This window comes from Prescottella subtropica (assembly GCF_005434945.1).
Lineage (GTDB): Bacteria > Actinomycetota > Actinomycetes > Mycobacteriales > Mycobacteriaceae > Prescottella > Prescottella subtropica.
The window spans coordinates 44152-63362 of the sequence record NZ_SKCH01000014.1; the positions used below are offsets into that span (position 1 = coordinate 44152).

At 71.2% G+C, this 19211-nt stretch carries 18 protein-coding genes and 1 pseudogene; 9 read left to right on the forward strand and 10 right to left on the reverse strand.

All coding sequences use genetic code 11. The features are described 5' to 3' along the window. Positions 1–18: 18 nt before the first annotated feature. The 3 genes from E0497_RS13555 to E0497_RS13565 all read right to left on the reverse strand — a co-directional run bounded on the left by E0497_RS13555 (position 19) and on the right by E0497_RS13565 (position 2593). The gene (locus E0497_RS13555; RefSeq protein WP_137725329.1) at positions 19–759 is read right to left on the reverse strand and encodes a hypothetical protein; all 741 of its coding nucleotides are present in this window, start codon (positions 757–759) and stop codon (positions 19–21) included. A 75-nt stretch (positions 760–834) separates the two neighbouring features. Beyond that, on the reverse strand, positions 835–1845 hold the full coding sequence (locus E0497_RS13560; protein WP_137725330.1) for a glutathione S-transferase family protein: 1011 nt from the start codon (positions 1843–1845) through the stop codon (positions 835–837). 43 nt (positions 1846–1888) lie between these two features. Then, positions 1889–2593 carry a GNAT family N-acetyltransferase gene (locus E0497_RS13565; protein WP_137725331.1) on the reverse strand — a complete coding sequence of 235 codons (705 nt, stop codon included), beginning with the start codon at positions 2591–2593 and terminating at the stop codon, positions 1889–1891. A gap of 61 nt (positions 2594–2654) precedes the next feature. On the opposite strand from E0497_RS13565, the gene E0497_RS13570 reads away from it, so the two are divergent. The 4 genes from E0497_RS13570 to E0497_RS13585 all read left to right on the forward strand — a co-directional run bounded on the left by E0497_RS13570 (position 2655) and on the right by E0497_RS13585 (position 8487). After that, on the forward strand, positions 2655–5057 hold the full coding sequence (locus tag E0497_RS13570) for an ATP-binding protein (RefSeq protein WP_137725332.1): 2403 nt from the start codon (positions 2655–2657) through the stop codon (positions 5055–5057). Positions 5058–5179: 122 nt separating this feature from the next. Further along, on the forward strand, positions 5180–6016 hold the full coding sequence (locus E0497_RS13575) for an alpha/beta fold hydrolase (protein WP_137725333.1): 837 nt from the start codon (positions 5180–5182) through the stop codon (positions 6014–6016). Positions 6017–6061: 45 nt separating this feature from the next. Next, positions 6062–7513 (forward strand): class I adenylate-forming enzyme family protein, encoded by a 1452-nt coding sequence (locus tag E0497_RS13580; RefSeq protein ID WP_241665870.1) that lies wholly within the window; start codon positions 6062–6064, stop codon positions 7511–7513. Between the two features lie 5 nt (positions 7514–7518). Next, complete coding sequence (locus E0497_RS13585; protein ID WP_137725335.1) at positions 7519–8487, forward strand: adenosine deaminase; 969 nt, start codon at positions 7519–7521, stop codon at positions 8485–8487. Between the two features lie 6 nt (positions 8488–8493). On the opposite strand, the gene E0497_RS13590 is transcribed toward E0497_RS13585, so the two are convergent. Genes E0497_RS13590 through E0497_RS13600 form a run of 3 tightly spaced genes read right to left on the reverse strand, consistent with a single transcriptional unit; the run spans position 8494 to position 10941 of the window. Further along, the gene (locus E0497_RS13590; protein ID WP_241665876.1) at positions 8494–8799 is read right to left on the reverse strand and encodes a GlsB/YeaQ/YmgE family stress response membrane protein; all 306 of its coding nucleotides are present in this window, start codon (positions 8797–8799) and stop codon (positions 8494–8496) included. Further along, positions 8796–10598 carry a molybdopterin-dependent oxidoreductase gene (locus tag E0497_RS13595; RefSeq protein WP_137725337.1) on the reverse strand — a complete coding sequence of 601 codons (1803 nt, stop codon included), beginning with the start codon at positions 10596–10598 and terminating at the stop codon, positions 8796–8798. The genes E0497_RS13590 and E0497_RS13595 overlap by 4 nt, the downstream gene beginning before the upstream one ends. Positions 10599–10608: 10 nt before the next feature. Further along, positions 10609–10941, reverse strand: a complete 333-nt coding sequence (locus E0497_RS13600) for a hypothetical protein (protein WP_137725338.1) — start codon at positions 10939–10941, stop codon at positions 10609–10611. A gap of 237 nt (positions 10942–11178) precedes the next feature. Here E0497_RS13600 and E0497_RS13605 point away from each other — a divergent pair, with 237 nt between their 5' ends. Next, entirely contained in the window at positions 11179–11556 is a 378-nt protein-coding gene (locus tag E0497_RS13605) for a DUF488 domain-containing protein (protein WP_137725339.1), read from the forward strand. 4 nt (positions 11557–11560) lie between these two features. Here E0497_RS13605 and E0497_RS13610 read toward each other — a convergent pair whose 3' ends face one another. The 4 genes from E0497_RS13610 to E0497_RS13625 all read right to left on the reverse strand — a co-directional run bounded on the left by E0497_RS13610 (position 11561) and on the right by E0497_RS13625 (position 15705). After that, entirely contained in the window at positions 11561–12715 is a 1155-nt protein-coding gene (locus tag E0497_RS13610; protein ID WP_137725340.1) for a patatin-like phospholipase family protein, read from the reverse strand. Then, entirely contained in the window at positions 12712–12969 is a 258-nt protein-coding gene (locus E0497_RS13615) for a hypothetical protein (RefSeq protein WP_137725341.1), read from the reverse strand. Before E0497_RS13615 ends, E0497_RS13610 begins: the two co-directional genes overlap by 4 nt. A gap of 94 nt (positions 12970–13063) precedes the next feature. Continuing rightward, positions 13064–14374, reverse strand: coding sequence for an amidase family protein (locus tag E0497_RS13620; RefSeq protein ID WP_137725342.1), 1311 nt, complete (start codon positions 14372–14374; stop codon positions 13064–13066). Positions 14375–14394: 20 nt separating this feature from the next. Beyond that, positions 14395–15705: a D-arabinono-1,4-lactone oxidase gene (locus E0497_RS13625; protein WP_137725343.1), complete on the reverse strand. Its 1311-nt coding sequence runs from the start codon at positions 15703–15705 to the stop codon at positions 14395–14397. Positions 15706–15782: 77 nt separating this feature from the next. On the opposite strand from E0497_RS13625, the pseudogene E0497_RS13630 reads away from it, so the two are divergent. The 4 genes and pseudogenes from E0497_RS13630 to E0497_RS13645 form a co-directional block, all read left to right on the forward strand. Then, a pseudogene (locus E0497_RS13630) lies at positions 15783–16418 on the forward strand (TetR/AcrR family transcriptional regulator); the annotation flags it as partial. Positions 16419–16593: 175 nt separating this feature from the next. Continuing rightward, positions 16594–17772 (forward strand): amino acid deaminase/aldolase, encoded by a 1179-nt coding sequence (locus E0497_RS13635; RefSeq protein WP_137725344.1) that lies wholly within the window; start codon positions 16594–16596, stop codon positions 17770–17772. Between the two features lie 30 nt (positions 17773–17802). Further along, positions 17803–18432: an alpha/beta hydrolase gene (locus tag E0497_RS13640; RefSeq protein ID WP_137725345.1), complete on the forward strand. Its 630-nt coding sequence runs from the start codon at positions 17803–17805 to the stop codon at positions 18430–18432. Further along, positions 18429–19208, forward strand: coding sequence for a maleylpyruvate isomerase N-terminal domain-containing protein (locus E0497_RS13645; RefSeq protein ID WP_241665872.1), 780 nt, complete (start codon positions 18429–18431; stop codon positions 19206–19208). The genes E0497_RS13640 and E0497_RS13645 overlap by 4 nt, the downstream gene beginning before the upstream one ends. Positions 19209–19211: the final 3 nt, after the last annotated feature.

Consider the following 19211-nt stretch of genomic DNA (forward strand, 5'->3'; position numbering starts at 1 on the left):
TGCTCGTGGAATCCCCGGTCAGGATCCCAGGTCGCGGCGGGCGTCCGGGGGCGGCACGACGTACAGTCCCGGTCGCCCGTCGGGCCGGTCGAGGTGGTCGGGCCAGACCCGCGGTGTCGGGCCGAAGGCGTCCCGGGCATTGTCGACGACACCGCGGCCGATCGCACGGTTTCCGGCGCCGCCGATGACGGCACCGACCCCGGCGGGCAGCAGTTTGCCGAGGATGAGGGCGCTGCGTTTGGCGGCGTACTTGGTGACGAACTTGCGGACGAGGGACGAGTTCATCGCCTTCATGGTCTGCGGCGGGATCCGTCCGGTGACGAGCCGCGCCCAGTTGGTGGCGGTCAGCCCGGTGGCCCGTTCCACGATCTCCATCCCGGATTCGCCGAGCGCGACGGACAGCACCAGGGCGCGGCGCTGCCGATGGTCGTGCGGCGAGATGCCGTGGACGGCGGCGATCGCGAGGGTGAGCAGCGCCGACGCTTCCAGGAAGAACGCCGTCTCGGCGCCGACCGCGGCGATCGACGCGACGGTGCCCACCGCGGGGACGGCGGCGGCGGCACCGACCGCGCTGCCGCTGCCGGTCACGGCGGTGAGGAACATCTTCTCCATGCGCTCGACGATCTGCGCGGGCGTCTCGTCGGGGTGGGCGCGGCGGACCCGGGCGACGTACGCGGCGACGGCCGGCGCCTGCAACCGGCTCGCGTTGTCGAGGACGGCGGCGACGGTCGACTCGATCCGCCCCAACTGTTCGGCCATCTGCGGTCCTCGTCTCGCTGTCCCTCGATCTCCACATTCCGGACCACCGACTATAGGCACGTCGGCGGGCCGGGTTCAGGTACGCGTGGTGGCGGCCCAGTGGTCGGCGGGCACGACCTCGTCGGGGCGCGGTGGATGCGGTGGGGTGCCGTCGCCGAACGGCCGGCCGCCGAGGGCCTCCCGGTTGTGCGGTTCGAGCCAGTGCGACAGGTCCGGACCCTTCGGGACGATCCGCGTCGGATCGATGGTCGTGTGCACCATGTAGTAGTGACGTTTGATGTGGTCGAAGTCGATCGTGTCGCCGAACCCGGGGGTCTGGAACAGGTCCCGCGCGTAGTTCCACAGCACCGGCATCTCGGACAGCTTGCTGCGGTTGCACTTGAAGTGGCCGTGGTAGACGGCGTCGAACCGGACGAGGGTGGTGAACAGCCGCACATCGGCCTCGGTAATGGTGTCGCCCACCAGGAATCGTTGCGTCGAGAGTCGGTCGGTGAGCCGGTCGAGGCCGGCGAACAGCCGGTCGTACGCCTCGTCGTACGCGTCCTGCGAGCCGGCGAACCCGCACCGGTAGACGCCGTTGTTGACGTCGCGGAACACGAACTCGGCGACCTCGTCGATCTCGTCGCGTCGATCCACCGGATACAGGTCCGGGGCACCCTCACGGTGGAACTGCCGCCACTGCGTCGACAGGTCGAGAGTGATCTGCGCGAAGTCGTTGGTGACGACCTGCCCGGTCGGGACGTCGACGATCGCGGGCACCGTGATCCCACGCGGATAGTCCGGATCCCGCGCGAAGTAGGCGTCCTGCAGCCGGGGGATCTGCAGGACCGGGTCGACGCCGCCGGGGTCGAGGTCGAACGTCCAACTGCGCTCGTCGTGGGTGGGGCCGCAGATCCCCATGGACAGAACGTCTTCCAGTCCGAGAAGGCGGCGGACGATGATCGCACGGTTCGCCCACGGGCAGGCCCGCGCGACGACCAGCCGGTACCTGCCGGGTTCGACCGGGTAGCCGTCGCGGCCGTCCTCGGTGACCCGGGTGGTGAGGTAGTGCATGTCGCGGGTGAATTCCGCATCGTTGTCGCTCATCGGATCAGCTCCTCGGCGGATCGACTCCGGTTGCAGACGCCTCTCACACGGTACTGCGCGGCACCGTGATCGAGACGGCCGTTCCCAGTTCCTCGTAACCGAGTCGAGCCGCCAGCCGGCGAGCCGCGACGTTGTCGAGATGTGCTCGCCACTGCGGGACCAGACCGGTGTTGAGGGCGTCGTTCGTCGCGAGAAGTCCGGCGGTCGCGCCGTATCCGCGGCGCCGGGCCGCAGGGTCGGTCAGCACCCCCATGTCGGCGACGATGCCCTGCCACTCGGCGTATCCGGCGGAGGCGACGGGTCGGTGCTCCGCGTCGAGGACGGTGAACCACGCGGTCCGGCCGGTGCGGGCGGCCTCGGCGACGTCGTCGGGTGGGCATGCCGATTCGAGGACCCGCGCATGCTCGGGGTCGTGGGAGATCAGGGGATCGGCGATTGCGGTCTCCGCTCCGAAATCGGCGGCCCAGGCCAGAGTGACGGGTCCCGATCCGCGCCCCGACCGGTCCTTGGCGAGGGCGAGCAGACCGCCCGGTGCGGCGAGGTCGTCGTCGGTGAGTGCGTGGGCGCGTTCGATCGCCCAGTCCGGCCCGACGAGGGCGGCGGCCCCGGCGATCGACACGAACCGGATCCGGTCCGCGGTGTCGTCGACCCGGACGTGCCGGACCCCGGTGGTATCGAACGCCCGATCGGGGAGGCCGAGTTCCCGCGCCCACGCGAGCCGGACGATGTCGATCTGATGCGAGTCCACGCCGACAACGGTAGTGGCCGGGTACCGTCGAATTCGCGGGGACTAGGGAGAGTGGCGGTCCATGTCGCGAGCGGTACGCAGCAGCGGTCGAGGCGGTACGGGAAACCTGCCGTCGTCGTTGACCACGTTCGTCGGGCGCCGCCGTGAATCCACGGCCGCCAAACGGCAACTCGTCCAGTCCCGGCTGGTGACGTTGACCGGCATCGGGGGAGTCGGGAAGACCCGGCTCGCGCTGCACGTCGCGCACGATGTCGCATCGGAGTTCCCGGACGGGGTGTGGCTGGTCGAACTCGCGGAACTCCACGACCCCGAATCGGTTCCCGACCTGGTTGCGTCCGCACTGGGCCTGCACCAGCAGGCGGCGAGTTCCCCGACGGACCTGCTGGTCGAGCATCTGGCCGGACGTACCGCGCTGCTGGTTCTCGACAACTGCGAGCATCTGGTGGATTCGGCGGCGAAACTCGTCGACGTGCTGTTGCGGGACTGCCCGACCCTGCAGATCCTCACGACCAGCCGGGAGGGTCTGGGGGTGGGTGGCGAGTCGGTGCTGCGGGTCGAGCCGTTGCCGGTGCCGGATCCGGGGGCGCCGCCGGCGTTGGCGGCGCTGCCCCGGTACGAGTCGGTGACCCTGTTCGTGGAGCGGGCGCAGGCGGTGGTGCCCGAGTTCGCTGCCACGGAAGACAATCGGGTCGCGATCGCGCAGATCTGCCACCGGCTGGACGGGCTGCCGCTGCCGATCGAGTTGGCCGCGGCCCGGGTCCGGGTCCTGTCGCCGCAGCAGATCCTCGAGCGGCTCACCGACCGGTACCGGTTGCTCACCGCGGGCAGCCGGGGGGCGCCGACCCGGCAGCAGACGCTGCGACTGTCCATCGACTGGAGCTACGACCTGTGCACGCCGGTCGAACGCGGCCTGTGGAACCGGCTGTCGGTGTTCGCGGGCGGGTTCGGGATCGACGCCGTCGAGGGGGTGTGCGCGCACGCGGCGGCGTCCACGGAGACACTCGATCTGCTGACGTCGCTGGTCGACAAGTCGATCCTCACCGTCGAGGGCACAGGTGCGTCGACCCGGTACGGCATGCTCGAGACGGTGCGCGACTACGGCAGGGAGAAACTCGCGGAGTCGGGGGAGGTCGACGAGTGCCGCCGCCGGCACCGGGACTGGTATCTGCGGCTCGCCGAGTTCTCGTACGACAACTGGGTCGGCCCCCGCCAGGTGGAGCTGATCGACCGGCTCACCCGGGACGACGCGAACCTGCGTGACGCACTGGACTTCTGTGTGCGGGACGGGGCACGCGGGGTGCGGATGGTGCGTGCACTGTTCCCGCTGTGGTTCTGCCGGGGAACGTTGACCGAGGGACGCCGCTGGTTCACCCGCGTGCTGGAGGCGGAGGACCGGGAGCAGTCGCCGCCGGTGCTCGTGGCGGCGCTCGGCGGGGCCGCGCAGCTGGCGGCGATGCAGGAGGATTTCGCGGCGGGGACGGCGCTCGTGCAGCGGGCGCAGCAGCTGGCGGACGCGAGTGGGAACCGCGTGCTCGAGGCCGCCGCCCGGCACGCGGCCGGACGGCTGAGCCTGTACCGGGGCGATCTGGAACCCGCACTCGCCGACCTGCGCCGGGCCCTGCCGGTACTGCGGTCGGCCGCCGACGTCTACCAGCTGATCCGGGCGCTCGAGGCGCTGGGGCTGGCCGGTGGGATGGTCGGGGACATCGCGCTGGCCCGGGCCTGCCACGAGGAGGTGCTGGACCTCACCCGGGCGCGGGGGGAACACCAGTTCCGGGCCCAGGCCATGTATCTGCTCGGGTTGTCCCTGTGGCGGGAGGGGGAGCGGGCGCGTGCCGTCGGCCTGTTCGCCGATGCGGTGCCGCTGTGCTGGTCGGTGGACGACACCTTCATCGGTGCCGGATGCCTCGAGTCGTTGGCGTGGGCGGCCGCCGATGCGCGGGAGGGGGAGCGGGGTGCGGTCCTGTCGGGGGCCGCGCACGCGTTGCGCAGCGAGATGGGGGTGCCCCCGGTGTTGATTCCGACGATGCTCGCGTATCCGGAGGAATGCCGTCGGCAGTGCCGACGACTGCTGGGGGATCGGGCGTTCGACGCGGCATTCGCGCGCGGCGGCAGCTTCCGGTTCGCCGACGCCGTCGATTTCGCGCTCGGGCGGACCGGTACCGGGCGGGCCGGCGGGTTCGGTGGGGCGCCGATGCTGACCCGCAGCGAGACGGAGGCGCCCACCGCGCCCCTGCGGATCGTGGTGCCGGCGGAGGCCCCGCCCGCGTTGACCCGCAGGGAACGGCAGGTCGCGGACCTGGTCGCGCAGGGGATGACCAACCGGGCGATCGCCGAGACCCTGGTGATCTCGCCGCGCACGGCCGAGGGACACGTCGAGCGGGTGCTCGCGAAACTCGGGTTCGGGTCCCGGACCCAGATCGCGGCGTGGGTGGTCGAGCACGGCAACGAACAGGCCACGTGAGCGCAGCGCCGGCCACCGGGAGAACACGTATCCGAACCGGGTAGTTCTACGGTCGTGCGGGGTGGGTGCAGGACGCGACTCTGGATCGGTTCCCACCGATCGCACGAGACGAGGTTCCCCCGATGCGCAGCACCGCCTACCCGCGCCCGACGATCGCTCCCGCCGCTCCCTCGTGTGTACGGGAGACGGCGGTCGACGGCCGGTCGGTGGCGTACACGGTGGCCGGTTCCGGCCGGCCGGTGGTCTTCCTGCACGGGTTCGGTCTCACCCACCGCACGTACGGCGGTGCGATCGCGGCCCTGGCCGCATCCGGGAACCGGGTGTACGCGCCGGCACTGCCGGGGTTCGGCGGTACCGACCCGCTGGCGCCGTCGGGCGACGGCTTCGACGGGTACGCACGCTGGGTCGGGGAGTTCCTCGACGCGGCCGGGGTGGACGAGCCCGTCACGGTCGTCGGTCATTCGTTCGGCGGCGGGGTGGGGTTGGCGTCGGCGCATGCGCTCGGCGACCGGGTGTCGCGTCTGGTGCTCGTCAACTCGGTCGGCGGTGGTTCGTGGTCGCCGGACGGGACGGTCCGCGAGATCCGGCACCGGCCGTTGTGGCGGTGGGTGACCTCGGCCGCCGTGGACACGATCGTCTCGGGCACCCCGGCGTCCACGCTCGCGTCGATCGGCGGTGACGCGTTGCGCAACGCGCTGCGCGCGCCGGGGTCGGTGTGGCGGATCGGGGATCTGGCGCGCAGCGCCGACCTGCGCACGGAGGCGGCGTGCGTGGCCGATCGGGGCGTTCTGACGACCCTGCTGTGGAGCCGCGGCGACACGTTCATTCCGCGGGCGAGTTTCGAGTCGTTGCGGCGGGCGCTGCGGGACCCGCACGTGCACCGGGTGGCGGGCTGCCACAGTTGGCTGATCAGCGACCCGGACACGTTCGGGCGGGCCGTTCACGCGACGGAAATGTGATCTGAGTCATATAGTGTGGCCATTCCCGACGCGTGGAGGTGGCCTGTGTCGTCGATCGTCCGCCGGCCTGACGGCCTGCTGCACTTCACCGGGCTCCCGGCGTGCCTCACCGAACTCCTCGACACCGCCGCGCACCGGTACGCGTCCCGCGAGGCCGTCGTCGAGACCGGTGGCGTCCGGCTGACGTACGGGCAGCTGTGGACGTCGGCGTCCCGGATCGCCGGAGGACTGCTCGAACAGGGCGTGTCCATCGGCGACCGGGTCGCGATCCGGATGCCGAACGGGGCGCGGTGGGTCCAGGCGTTCCTCGGGGTGCTCCTCGCCGGCGGCGTGCCGGTGCCCGTGCATCCCGGACACGGATCCGAGCAGGTGCGGCACATCGTCGCCGACAGCGGCAGCATCCTCGTCCTCGACGCCGGCACCGTGTTCCCGGACGGCACCCCGTTCATCGACGACGGTGCGGCCCCGCAGGATTCGGCGCTGTTGTTCTACACCGGCGGCACCACCGGCCCACCCAAGGGTGTCGAGTTGAGTCACGAGAACGTGCTGTCGACGATCGAGGCGGTGCTCCGGAGCCGCGGCACCCGCGGCGGCGACCGGCACGCGGTGCTGGTGCCGATGGGCGCGGCGTCGGCGTGCGTCGCGCAGGTGCTGCCGATCCTCGCGTCGGGCGGCACCGTCGTCCTGGTGCCGGATCCGGACCCCGACGCGCTGCTGCGGGTCCTGGCCACGGAGATGGTCGACCGGGTGAGTGTGACGGCGTCCCTCGCGCGGCGGCTCGCGGCCGCGTCGACGGATGCGGCGGCGGTGCGGGTCGTCGCACTCGACGACGAACCGCTGTCGGTGGCGACGATCGTCCGACTGCAGCAGCTGTTTCCCGGCGCCGAGATCGTCTCCGGGTGGGGGATGACCGAGACCGGTGGCGCGGGCATGGTGCTGCCGGTGACGCCGCACCGGGACGGGACCGACCTGCTGCACGGCGGCATGGAGTTCGTGGTCGCCGACGACGACGGCGGGGCGGGGGAGTTGTGGTGCCGCGGCCCGAGCGTGATGCGCGGCTACTGGGCGGACCCGGACGGCACCGCCCGCACGACCGCCGGCGGCTGGCTGCACACCGGGGACGTCGTGCGGATCGGGGCGGACGGTGGACTGCGGGTGGCGGGACGGGCCGCGGACGCCGTCGAGATCCCCCGCGGCGTCGTCTACGGCCGGGAGATCGAGGAGGCGGTGCTCGGCTGTGCCGGGGTGGCGGAGGCCGTCGCGGTCGGTGTCGACACCGACCGTGGTCCGGACCTGGGGGTGCTGGTGGTCCCCGAGTCTGGAACCGATCTGCGGCTCGACGCGGTCCGCGACTTCCTCGACGTGCCGCTCGGTCACCGGTTGCCGCCGCGGCTGTGCGTGAGTGCCCCGGCCCTGCCGCGCGGTGCCACGGGCCGGGTCGACCGTCGGACGGTGCGACGATGGTTGGAGGCGAACTGCGCGACGAAGGAGCGCTGAACGAGATGACCGGGACACCACTGGCGGAACTGCACCTGCACCTCGAGGGGGCGCTCGGACCGGAGCTGATCTTCGCGTTCGCGGAACGGAACCGGATGCACCTGCCGTACGGCTCGCTCGCCGACCTCGAGGCCCGCTACGAGTTCACGGATCTGCAGTCGTTCCTCGACCTGTACTACGCGAATCTGGCGGTGCTGCGCACGGCGGACGACTTCGCCGACCTCACCCGCGACTATCTGCGCCGGGCCGCGGCCGCCGGGGTGCGGCACGCGGAGATCTTCTTCGATCCGCAGGCGCACACCGCCCGGGGCGTGCCGCTGCAGGTGGCGCTCGACGGCATCCTCGACGTCCTCGCGGTCAGCGAACGCGAGTTCGGGGTGAGCACGGGTCTCATCGCGTCGTTCCTGCGGGACCAGCCCGTGCACGACGCGGAAGCGGTGCTCGGCGAGCTGCTGCGGCTGCGGGCGCCGATCATCGGGGTGGGGCTCGATTCGGCGGAGGTCGGGAACCCGCCGACCCTGTTCGAGGACGTGTTCGCCCGCGCCCGCGCGGAGGGGTTGCACGCCGTCGCGCACGCCGGGGAGGAGGGCCCGCCCGACTACATCCGGCAGGCGCTCGATCTGCTCGGGGTCGAACGCGTCGACCACGGGGTGCGCTGCCTCGAGGACCCCGAACTCGTGCAGCGGCTCGTCGACGAGGAGATCCCGCTGACGGTGTGCCCGCTGTCGAACGTGCGGCTGTGTGTGGTGGAGTCGCTCGAGGAGCATCCGCTGCGCGCGATGCTGGACGCCGGCCTGAAGGTGACGGTCAACTCCGACGACCCCGCCTACTTCGGCGGGGACGTCGGCGTGAACTTCGCGCAGCTGCGGGAGCGGCTCGCCCTCACCGACGCCGAGACGGAGACCCTGGCCCGCAATTCGATCGAGGCGTCGTTCGCGTCGCCGGCCCGCAAGGCGCAACTGCTGGCGATGTGAGCCGCGTCAGCGCCGCCCGGTCACGAGTTTGACCACGTACAGCAGGATGATCGCGCCGAACAGGCAGGTCAGGAAGCTGAAGGTCCAGCCGCCGCTCTCGACGTCGAAGAATGCGCTGAGGATGAAGCCGCCGATGAGCCCGCCGACGATGCCGACGACGACGTTGAGCAGGATGCCCATCTGCTCGTCGGTCTTCATGATCTTGCTGCCGATCCAGCCGGCGAGGCCGCCGATGACGATCCAGGCGATGATTCCGAGAGAGAGAGCACGATGGGTCCTTTCGTCGGGTGGCCCGCGGCGGGTCGCGCTCAGATGGATTGCCGGTGGCCGTAGTACTCGTGGTCCTCGTTGTAGCCGCCGTGGCCGCCGCCGACCTCGGAGAAGTGCCGGACGAACTCGATCGCGCCGACCCATTTGACGTGTTTGAAGCCGTGCTGGAGTTCGTTGCGCAGCCGTAGCGGCGCCCCGTGATCGAACGTGAGGGGTTCGTCGTTCATGTCGTACGCGAGCATCGTCAGGTGGTGGCTCATCTGTTCGATCGGGTGGGCGTCGTAGTAGGTGCCGCCGTCGGAGCCGTCGGCGAGCGAGTAGAACACCACCCATTTCGCCTCGGGTAGCGGCTGGACGAGGTCGAGGATCGTCTGCATCGACACCCCACCCCATTTCGCGACCCCGGACCAGCCCTGGATGCAGAAGTGCTGCGTGGTCTGCTCGTGGTGGGACAGCGCGTGCAGGTCGGCGAGGGACAGTTCGACGGGGTGCTCGACGAGCCCGAAGACCCGCAGCCGGTAGTCCCGGAAGTCGGTCTCCGCCAAGTGCTTGTACTCGGCGCTGTCGGGGGTGGTGCCGTTGGGCCACAGGTACGGCGAGATGTCGTCGTCGGTGTAGGCGCCGGGCTTCGGGTTCACGTACTCGAACAGCCGCTGGAACGGCCCGATCAACGCGTATCCGACGCGCTGCACCACGCGTGGATGCCGGAACGTGAACGGGGTCGCGGCAACCCACGCGACGACCGTCACGGTCATCGCGACGCAGAAGACGACGAACCCGATCCACGAGTCGTCGTCGCGTCCGGCGAACATGTGGTTGAGGTTCCGCAGCGCGCTCGTCGTCACCACGAACGTGACGTGGATGATGATGAACTGCACGAACCACAGCATCACCAGGAAGTGGATCGAGCGCGCGAACTGGATGTTGAGGGGTTTGCTGATCCACGGGAACCGGGTCGACAGGGCCGGCGACATCGCCAGCCCGGACAGCACCGCGAGCGGCGCGAACACGAACACCGTGAGGAAATAGGTGAGCAGCTGCAGGCTGTTGTAGACGATCCAGCCGTTGTCGGGTGGCCAGTCCAGCGACAGGTAGCGGACCAGGACGGTCACCGCGTTCGGGAAGACTTCCCAACTGGACGGCACCAGATGCCGCCACTGCCCGGTCGTGAACAGCAGCACGAAGAACACGATCCCGTTGAGCAGCCACAGCACGTCGGCGCCGAGATGCCACCAGCGGGCCAGGCCGATCGAGTGCCGGATGCCCGGCAGCCCCACCTGGGCGGGCAGGCCGACGGAATCCTCCTTCGCGGTCCACACGCGACCCTTCGGCACCCGGTGCTGGACGCGCAGCCACTCCTTGTCGGGGGTGCAGTCGCGGGTGAAGTACAGCCGCGGATGGTCGACGAAGATCTGCAGACCGGACCGGATGATGAACGTCATCAGGAACAGGTTGAAGAAGTGCTGCCACTGCACCCAGGCCGGGAAGCCCTGGTGTTCCTCGAGTTCGGCGGGCACGTGGGTGCCCGGATGCCGCACCATGAAGTCCTGCATCGCCGGGATGTTGTGGACGCCCTTGGCGATCGCGACGGCGGTGATGATCGCGACGAATCCGATCGGCAGCAGCCACAGGACGTTGAACCATCTGTCGCGGCCGATGCGCAGGCGGGGGGCGATCCCGCCGGTGTGCGGGATGCGCCCGGCCCAGGTGTCGGGATCGAGGACGTCGTCGCCGGACTCGAGCCTCGGACGATGATCGGAAACGGAGGTGTTGCCCGCCCCACGGGCATCCGGTGTGGAACCGGAGGGTCGATCAGGGGCAGGGCGATCGACATGGCCCATGACCTCGACGTTACGCCGCCAGAGCGTCGTGTACGAGCAGGGCGGATACCCCGACCAGGGCGATGCTGCCGACGGTGACGGTGCCGACGAACGCCCCGATCGACGCACCGACCATCGCGCCGCCGACGGCTGCGGCGACGGATTCGGGGAGCAGGATGCCGGTCACGGCGGTTCCGGTCCCGCCGACGACGGCGCCGACCGCGGCGCCGACGACGGTGCCGGTGAGACTGCCGAGCGCCACGGCCGCTGAGATCGTGTCGGCGGCCCCGGACATCCGGGACGGGGTCGGGGTCAGCTGCGGCAGTGTCGGTGTTGCAACGGTGAAGGTGACGGTGGTGGACATGACGGCGACCCTTCGGTCGTCCGCGCCGCGGGCGCGGTCGGATGGGGACTGAGACTGTGACCGGACTTCATGGCGTCCCCACCTCCTCGGGTCGTGACATGTCGCGGCACGTGACGTGCCGATGCATGTCCAGGATGGCACCGGTGGGGCCGCGGCGCACCCCACCGGGATGCCGTTGACGGTGCCCGGGAGGACTGGTTGGCTCGAACACACGCCCCGATCGTGGGAGGGAACGCGATGTCGACGAAGTCGGAACATGTCCAGGTACGCCGGATCTACGAGGATCCGGACCCCGACGACGGCACCCGGGTGCTCGTCGACCGGATCTGGCCGCGCGGCATGAGCAAGGACCGCGCCCACCTCGACGAGTGGTGCAAGAAGATCGCGCCGTCGACCGATCTGCGCAAGTGGTACGGGCACGAACCCGGCCGGTTCGACGAGTTCACCCGCCGCTACCTCGACGAACTCACCGAACCCGAGCATGCGGCCGCCGTGGACCATCTGCGGGACCTCGCCCGCGACCACACCCTGACTCTGCTCACCGCTTCGAAGGCGGTCGACATCAGCGAGGCGACGGTGCTCGCGGACGTGGTCTCGGGCCGGACGTCGTCGTGACGGGTCATCCGTCGCCGGTGCTCGTACCGAGCAGGTGCCGCGCGTGCCGGCGTCCCAGTCGGGCCGCGCGCCGGGTGAACGCCGGATCGAAGAACAGGTAGCTGAGCAGGTTGCCGTGGTCGTCGGGATCCCCGCCGATCAGCCGGGACAGCATCCACATCGACGGATTGCGAGCCATGCCGAACGTTCCGTAGCGGGTGCGGAACGCGTCGTCGGCGAGCGCGGCGATGTCGCCGCGCCGGTCGGCCGGGGGACCGGCGAACACGATGTCGACCGGGTCGGGGGCGCCGGCGAGTCGGTGCAGATCCTCGATCATCCGGTCGGCGAGCAGCACCCGCATCGCCAGCGCCCCTACCGCGTACACGTCGGGTTGCACGCCGTCACCGGCCGGTTCGCCGTGGGTCCGGCCCCGGGCCCGCGGCGGCGGGGACACGGTCCGGGTCATCGGCTGGGTCGCGACCACTCCGAGCCGGTCGCAGCCGAACGCGATCGCAGGGCTCAGCGGTGCGTTCAGGCGCAGGCCGCCGTCGACGTACCAGCCGGTCCAGCGTTCCGGTTCACGCACCTGCACGGGCCGGAACAGCAGTGGCACCGCCGCCGACGCCAGCACGTGGTCGACGGTGAGCCGGGTCTCGACGTACGTGATGTCGCGTCCGGTGTCGGGCGGCGGCAACGGCACCGACGGGTGCTTCTCGACGAACACGACGGTGCCGCCCGTCGCGACGGATGTGGTGGTCACCGCGACCGCGGCCACGAGGCCGTCGTCGACGTTACGGTGCAGTGTGTCGAGCGGCAGCCACTCCGACAGCCGTCCCCGCAGGCGCTCGGTGTCGAGCAGGCTCGGCAGTCGGGTACGGACACCGGTCAGCTGCCCCAGGTAGCGGGCGCCGGTATCGATGCCGCTGGCGAGGCCGAACACGTCGTGCAGGCGCACCGCCGACCACGTCTCGGTGAGCTGGGTGACCGCCTCGACCGGGGTGAGATGGGTGAGTCCGGCGAGGGCGACGACGTTGAGGGCGCCCGCGCTGGTGCCGACGAACACGCTCGGCCGCGGCCCGGTCGACGCCATCCACGGCACGAGTTCCGACAGGGCGCCCGCCTCGTACGCGCCGCGCGCCCCGGCGCCCGCGACGACCAGGCCGGTCCGGTGCGCCGTCACGGGGCAGGCGGGACGGCGGTCGGGGGGACGGGGCCATGGATCTGGCCCTCGTCGAACGGACCCCACCGACTGGTCGTCGGTGTGCTCGGCTGGGGGTTGCCCGGATCGATCGTCTCGGTCGGGGTGGTGGACGGGTCGATGTCCGGTGGCGGGTCTGCCACGGTGCGGCAGCCGCCCAGTGCCGCCGCGGCGACCACGGCGAGTGCGGCAGCGAGGCAGCGGGTCCGGCAGGGGGCGTCGAACGGTCGGCTCATGACGGTGTCCTTCGAGCCGGTGCCTCCCACTTCCAGGAGGCCCTCGTCTCCTACCTTGGCACTCGACAGGCTCGGCCCTCAACCGATTCGGCCCTCAACCGATGATGCCGGCAGCTTTCGCGGCAAGTGCGAGCACGTCGCGGTCCCGCCCGGCCGGGCCGATCACCGACAGCCCGACCGGCAACCCGTCGGTGCGCACCGGAACCGTGACGGCCGGCAGCCCGGCGACGGCCGCGATCGACGTCAGCAGGCCGGTGGTCCGCAACTGGGCGGCGACACGGACATTCGCCGGATCGTCGGTCGTCGACGGGGCCGGTGACGCGGTCGCCGGCACGAGCAGCACCCGGTCGCCGACGACGTCGTGGACGACGCGTGCCGCCGCCTCCACCTCGGCGAGACCCCGCCGGTACGTCGACTCCGACACCTTCGCCGCGTCGAGGAAGTTCGCGCGGGCCTCGTCGCCGAGCGACCCGGTCGCCGTCGACACCCAACCGCCGTACTGCTGCCACGCCTCGTATCCCTGCACCGCGCGGACGGCGTCGTACCAGTCCGGCAGGGCCGCGATGTCGAGGTCCGTCTCCGTCAGTGCCGGCAGCCCCGACCGCCGCCACCGGGTCAGGGCGCCGTCGATCGCGGGCGCGACGACCGCGTCCGCGACGGCGACGACACCGGTCGAGACGACCGCGGCATCGAACGGTCGTGCGGGCGCCGCCGGCAACAGCACGTCACCGACCGCGGCGAGTGTCGCGGCATCCGCGCAGACCCAGCCGACGGTGTCGAACGTCCGGGACAGCGGCAGCATGCCGACCGCGGACACCGCGTCGCGGGTGGGGACGAACCCGAACAGGCCCTGATAGGCGGCCGGGATCTGCACCGAACCGGTGGTGCCGGGGCCGAGGCCTACCGTCGCGGTGCCGCGGGCCACGGCGGTCGCCGCCCCGGAGGTCGCGCCGCCGGGAATCCGGCCCGGCGCCGCCGGATTCGGCGGGGTGCCGTAGACGGCGTTGATGCCGGTGTGCCCGAACCCGAAGTCGACGGTCTGCGCGATACCGGCCACGCGTCCACCGGCGGCGAGCAACCGGGCGACGGCGTCCGCGGTGCCGGTTTCCACCGCGGCCTGCCCGAGCCACCGCGGGTTACCGGCCCCGACCCGCTGCCCGCGGATCGTGAACAGGTCGGTGACCGCGACGGTCGCCCCGTCGGTCGCCCCGGTGCCCGTCGCACCGACGAGCGGGTCTCCCTGGATCCGCCACGTCGCCGGATCCCCGGCCACGACGTTCCCGCCGGGCAGCGGCGGCACCCCCGGATCGCGCAGTCCGGCACCACATCCGGTGAGCAGTGCCGCACCGCCGAGCATGCCGGCCCGCAGGAACGTGCGACGGCCGAGGAGCGGGAACTCGGGCATGGGGCCTCCGGGGCTACCGGTCAGGCCAGGACCTGCCGGAGGTAGTCGTTGTCGAACGTCCGCGACGGATCGTACTTGTCCCGGACGGTGCAGAAGTCGTCGAAACGCGCATACGTGGGACGCAGATCCGCGGCGGTGCGGCCGTGCATCTTGCCCCAGTGCGGACGCCCGTCGACGGCGCGGGCGATGGCCTCGACCGCGTCGAAGTACTCGCGGTGGTCCCGCCGGTGGTACTGGTGGACCGCGATGTACGCGCTGTCGCGGCCGTGTGCGGTGGACATCCACACGTCGTCGGCCGGCGCGAACCGCACCTCGACGGGGAACGCGACTCGACTGCCGGATCGATCCAGCCAGGCGCCGATCTCGCGGAGCGTGTCGGTCACCGCGGCCTGCGGGATCGCGTACTCCATCTCCCGGAACTTCACGCGGCGCGGCGACGCGAACACGCGGTAGCTGCGGTCGGTGAACTCGCGCGCCGACAGCACCCGCGCCGAGATCTGGTTGATCTGCGGGATCATCGCGGGAAACAGGGTCGACGCCCGGTTGATGCCCTCGAACACGGTGTTGGACAGCAGTTCGTCGTCGATGTAGCCGCTGATCCGGCCCACCGGGCGCAGCGGGGTGTCGCCGGGCAGTCGGGTGTTGCGCTTGGTGAGGACCCGGTCGGTGTGCGGGAACCAGTAGAACTCGAAGTGGTCGACCGTCGCCAGGTCGTGCGCGAGACCGTCGAGGGTCTCGTCGAGCCGGGCCGGGCCCTCGACCGCGCGCATCACGTACGCCGGCTGCACCGCGAGATCGAGTGTGGTGACGATGCCGAGCGCACCGAGACCGATCTTCGCGGCCTGGTAGAGGTCCGGGTTCTCGGTGTCCGAGCAGTCGGCGACGCTGCCGTCGGCCAGCACGATCTGCAGGCCCCGGATCAGTGTCGCCAGGCCGCCGAATCGGGCGCCGGTGCCGTGGGTGCCGGTGGCCAGCGCCCCCGCGATCGACTGCACGTCGATGTCGCCGAGGTTGATCATCGCGAGTCCGCGGGCCCACAGCTGCTCGTTGAGGCTGTGCAGCCGGGTGCCCGCCCACACGGTCGCGACGGGCCCCTCCGGGGTGTCGCGCACCGACTCGATCCCGGACAGGTTGTCCAGGTTCACGAGAACACCGTCGGTGACGGCGACCCCGGTGAACGAATGGCCGGCCCCCACGGCCTTGACGCGCAGTCCCTGCTCGGTCGCGTCCGCTGTCAGCATGCCCAGTTCCGCCACCGATCGCGGAGTCGCGAATCGGCGCGGTGTCGACGAGTGGGTCCCCGCCCAGTTGCGCCACGTGTCTTCTGTCACCTGGGTCACTATTCACCTGGACGGTCGTCCAGGCAAATGAAACGCGAAAATTCGGTCGCGAGACTTACGATCAGGGGATGCTGAACCGACTCCCCGCGGAAGAACGCCGCGCCCAACTCGTCGAAGCTGCACTCACGATCGCCGAGCGGGGTGGCATCGCGACGGTGACGATCCGCGCGGTCGCCGAGGAGGCCGGTGTCTCGCTCGGTGTCGTGCACTACTGCTTCGAGAGCAAGGAAGCGCTGATCGCGGCGATGGCCGAGAGCCTGGTCCTGCAGCTCAGCGGCGGCATGCGGGTGACGTTCGCGTCGGTGTGGGATGCCCGTGAGCTCAGTGGTCTGCAGGATCTGCGCGAGGTCCTGCACACCGGACTGACCGCGATGTGGTCGCTGCTCGAGGCGTTCGCCGACCGGCAGTTGCTCACGTACGAGATCACCGCCTATGCGCTGCGGCACCGCGCTGCCGGCGCGCCGATGGCCGGCAGTGTCGCCGACGAGCAGTACCGCGTCATGGACACCGAGGCCACCGTGTTCCTCGAGGAGGCCGGTCGCCGCACGGGATGTACGTGGACCGATCCGGTCGCCGCGATCGCCCGGTTCGCGCTCGCCGTCATCGACGGCATCGTGCTGCGGTGGCTCGTCGACCGGGACAGCGACGCGATCCTCACCGAACTCGACGATCTGGTGCGGATCGTGGCAAGCAAGGCGACCGAGGCCGAGCCGAGCAGTGTGACCGAGGCCGAGCCGAGCAGTGTGACCGAGGCCGAGCCGAGCAGTGTGACCGAGGCCGAGCCGAGCAGTGTGACCGAGGCCGAGCCGAGCAGTGTGACCGAGGCCGACGCCGAATTCGATCTGGACAATAGTTCAGGAGAGTGATCGACTGGTCGGCATGACCGCACCCGTCGACCGGATCGCCGCTGCCACCGCACATCTCGACCCGCCGCTCGCTGCGCTGGACCTCGCGACGCTGCAGACCAACGCGGCGGATCTGGTGCGCCGGGCCGCGGGTACACCGGTGCGGGTGGCGAGCAAGTCGGTGCGTTGCCGGGCGGTCCTCGAGGAGGTCCTCGGGTCGGGGCTGACCGCGTCCGGCGGCTTCCGCGGCATCATGGCGTTCTCGCTGCGCGAGGCGATCTGGCTGGCCCGTCTCGGCGCCGAGGACGTTCTCATCGGCTATCCCACCGTCGACCGTGGTGCACTCGCCGAACTCGGATCCGATCCTGTTCTGCTGGAACGGATCACGCTCATGATCGACTCCGATGCGCATCTCGACGCGATCCGCGACGCCGTCGGCTCCGCGAGGGTGCGGCCCCGGGTGTGCCTCGACGTGGATGCGTCGCTGCGGATCGGTCCGGCGCATCTGGGGGTGCGACGGTCCCCGCTGCGTGCTCCCGACGCCGTCGCGCGGTTGGCCCGCACCGCCCGGGAACGGGGGTTCGTCGTGGTCGGGGTGATGTTCTACGAGGCGCAGATCGCGGGCCTGCCCGACTCGAGTCTTGCGGTCCGGCTGGTGAAGAAGGTGTCGGCTGCCGAACTGTCCACGCGCCGAACGGCGGTCGTCGACGCGGTGACCGCGGAGGTGGGCCGGCTCGAGATCGTCAACAGCGGCGGCACCGGCTCGCTCGAGGTCAGTTCGGCCGACGCGGTGGTCACCGAGGTCACCGCCGGATCGGGCCTGTACGTGCCGACCCTGTTCGACCGCTACCACGCGTTCACGCCGCGTCCGGCGATGTTCTTCGCGCTGCCCGCCGTCCGCAGACCGGCGCCGCGGATCACCACCCTGTTCGGCGGCGGTTACATCGCGTCCGGGCCGGCCGGGGCGCCCCGTGTCCCGGTGCCGGTGTGGCCGCGCGGGTTGAAGTTGCTGCGCAACGAGGGCGCCGGCGAGGTGCAGACCCCGGTCACAGGTGCTGCGGCCGCTGAACTGGCTGTGGGGGACCGGGTCTGGTTCCGGCACGCGAAGGCCGGCGAGATGTGCGAACGGTTCACCGACGTGCACCTGGTGGACGCCGCCGGCCGCGCGGTCGCCGCCCCCACCTACCGCGGTGAGGGGCACTGCTTCGGCTGACTCCGGGGACGGCCCGGCAGAATGTCGGCCATGCCGTTCTTCGCCGGGGCCACCGGACAGATCCACTACCGCCGCTGGACCGTCGAGCATCCCCGGGCCGGGATCGTGTTCCTGCACGGCATGGGCCAGCACACCGGCCACTACCACCGGTTCGCGGCCGGGTCGGCCGCGCACGGTATCGAGGTGTGGGGGCTGGACCAGGCCGGGCACGGGCTGTCGGAGGGCACTCCCGGCGCGCCCGGGGCCCTCACCGATCTCGCCGACGACGCCGACCGTCTGACGGGGATCGCGGCCGCCGACCGTCCGGGGCTGCCGCTGATCCTCATGGGGCATTCGCTCGGGGCCGCGGTGGCGGTGACGCTGTTGCGCCGCGGGCTCGCCCCGTTCCACGGTGCGGTCCTCTGCGGAACCCCGAAATCCGTTGCACAGACGCCGGGTACGGCCGATTTCGCGCGCGCCGACTTCCCCGTGTTCGCGATCCACGGGGTCGACGACCGGCTCGCACCGATCGACGGCGTCCGGGTGTGGGCGTCGGGACTGCCCGGAGTGACCCTGCGGGAGTATGCCGACACCGGTCACGATCTGCTGCACGAGAAGATCCACCGCGCAGTGACCGACGATGTCGCACAGTTCGTGCTGGACGCTACGGTGTCCGGATGAGCGCCGCCCTCCCGGACACGATGCCCGATCCCGCGACCCTGCTCGACGCGCTGCGCGAGCAGGGCGAGATGCTCGCCGAGACGCCCGCGCTGGCGCTGGCCGAGGCCGTGCCGACGGTGCCGGGCTGGACCGTCGAGGACGTGGTCCGGCACACCGCCGAGGTGCACCGGTGGGTGCTCACGGTGCTGGCGGCACCGGTCGACGCGCACCTGTCGCGGATCCCGCTCGGGGACACCGTCCCGCACGGCCCGGACTGCCTGGACGCCTACAGGGACGACCTCGATGATCTCGTCGATGCGTTCACGAATCGTGATCTCGCCCAGCCGGTTCGGACGTTGTCCGGCACCGGGACGGTCGCCTGGTGGCTGCGCCGCCAGACCCACGAGGTGTCGGTGCATCGCATCGACGTGGCCGACACGATGAAGGCGCTCGGCGGGCCCAGCGTGCCCGCCCTGGATGCGACGGTCGCGGCCGACGGCGTCGACGAGTGGGCACACGTCTTCCTGCCGCGGCTGGCGCGGGCCGGACGGTTCCCGACCCTGGACGGCCGCAGTATCCACCTGCACGGCACCGACACCGGGCACGCGGAATGGCATCTGGTGTTCGCCCCGGACGACGTCGCGGTCACCCGGGAACACCGCAAGGGCGACGTCGCGCTGCGCGGCCGCGCTCAGGACCTGCTGCTGGCAGTGTGGCGCCGCCGTCCCCTGTCGCGTCTCGAGACGATCGGCGATGTGGCGATCGCGGAGACGATGCTGGGGGCGGCGGCGCTGTAGCCG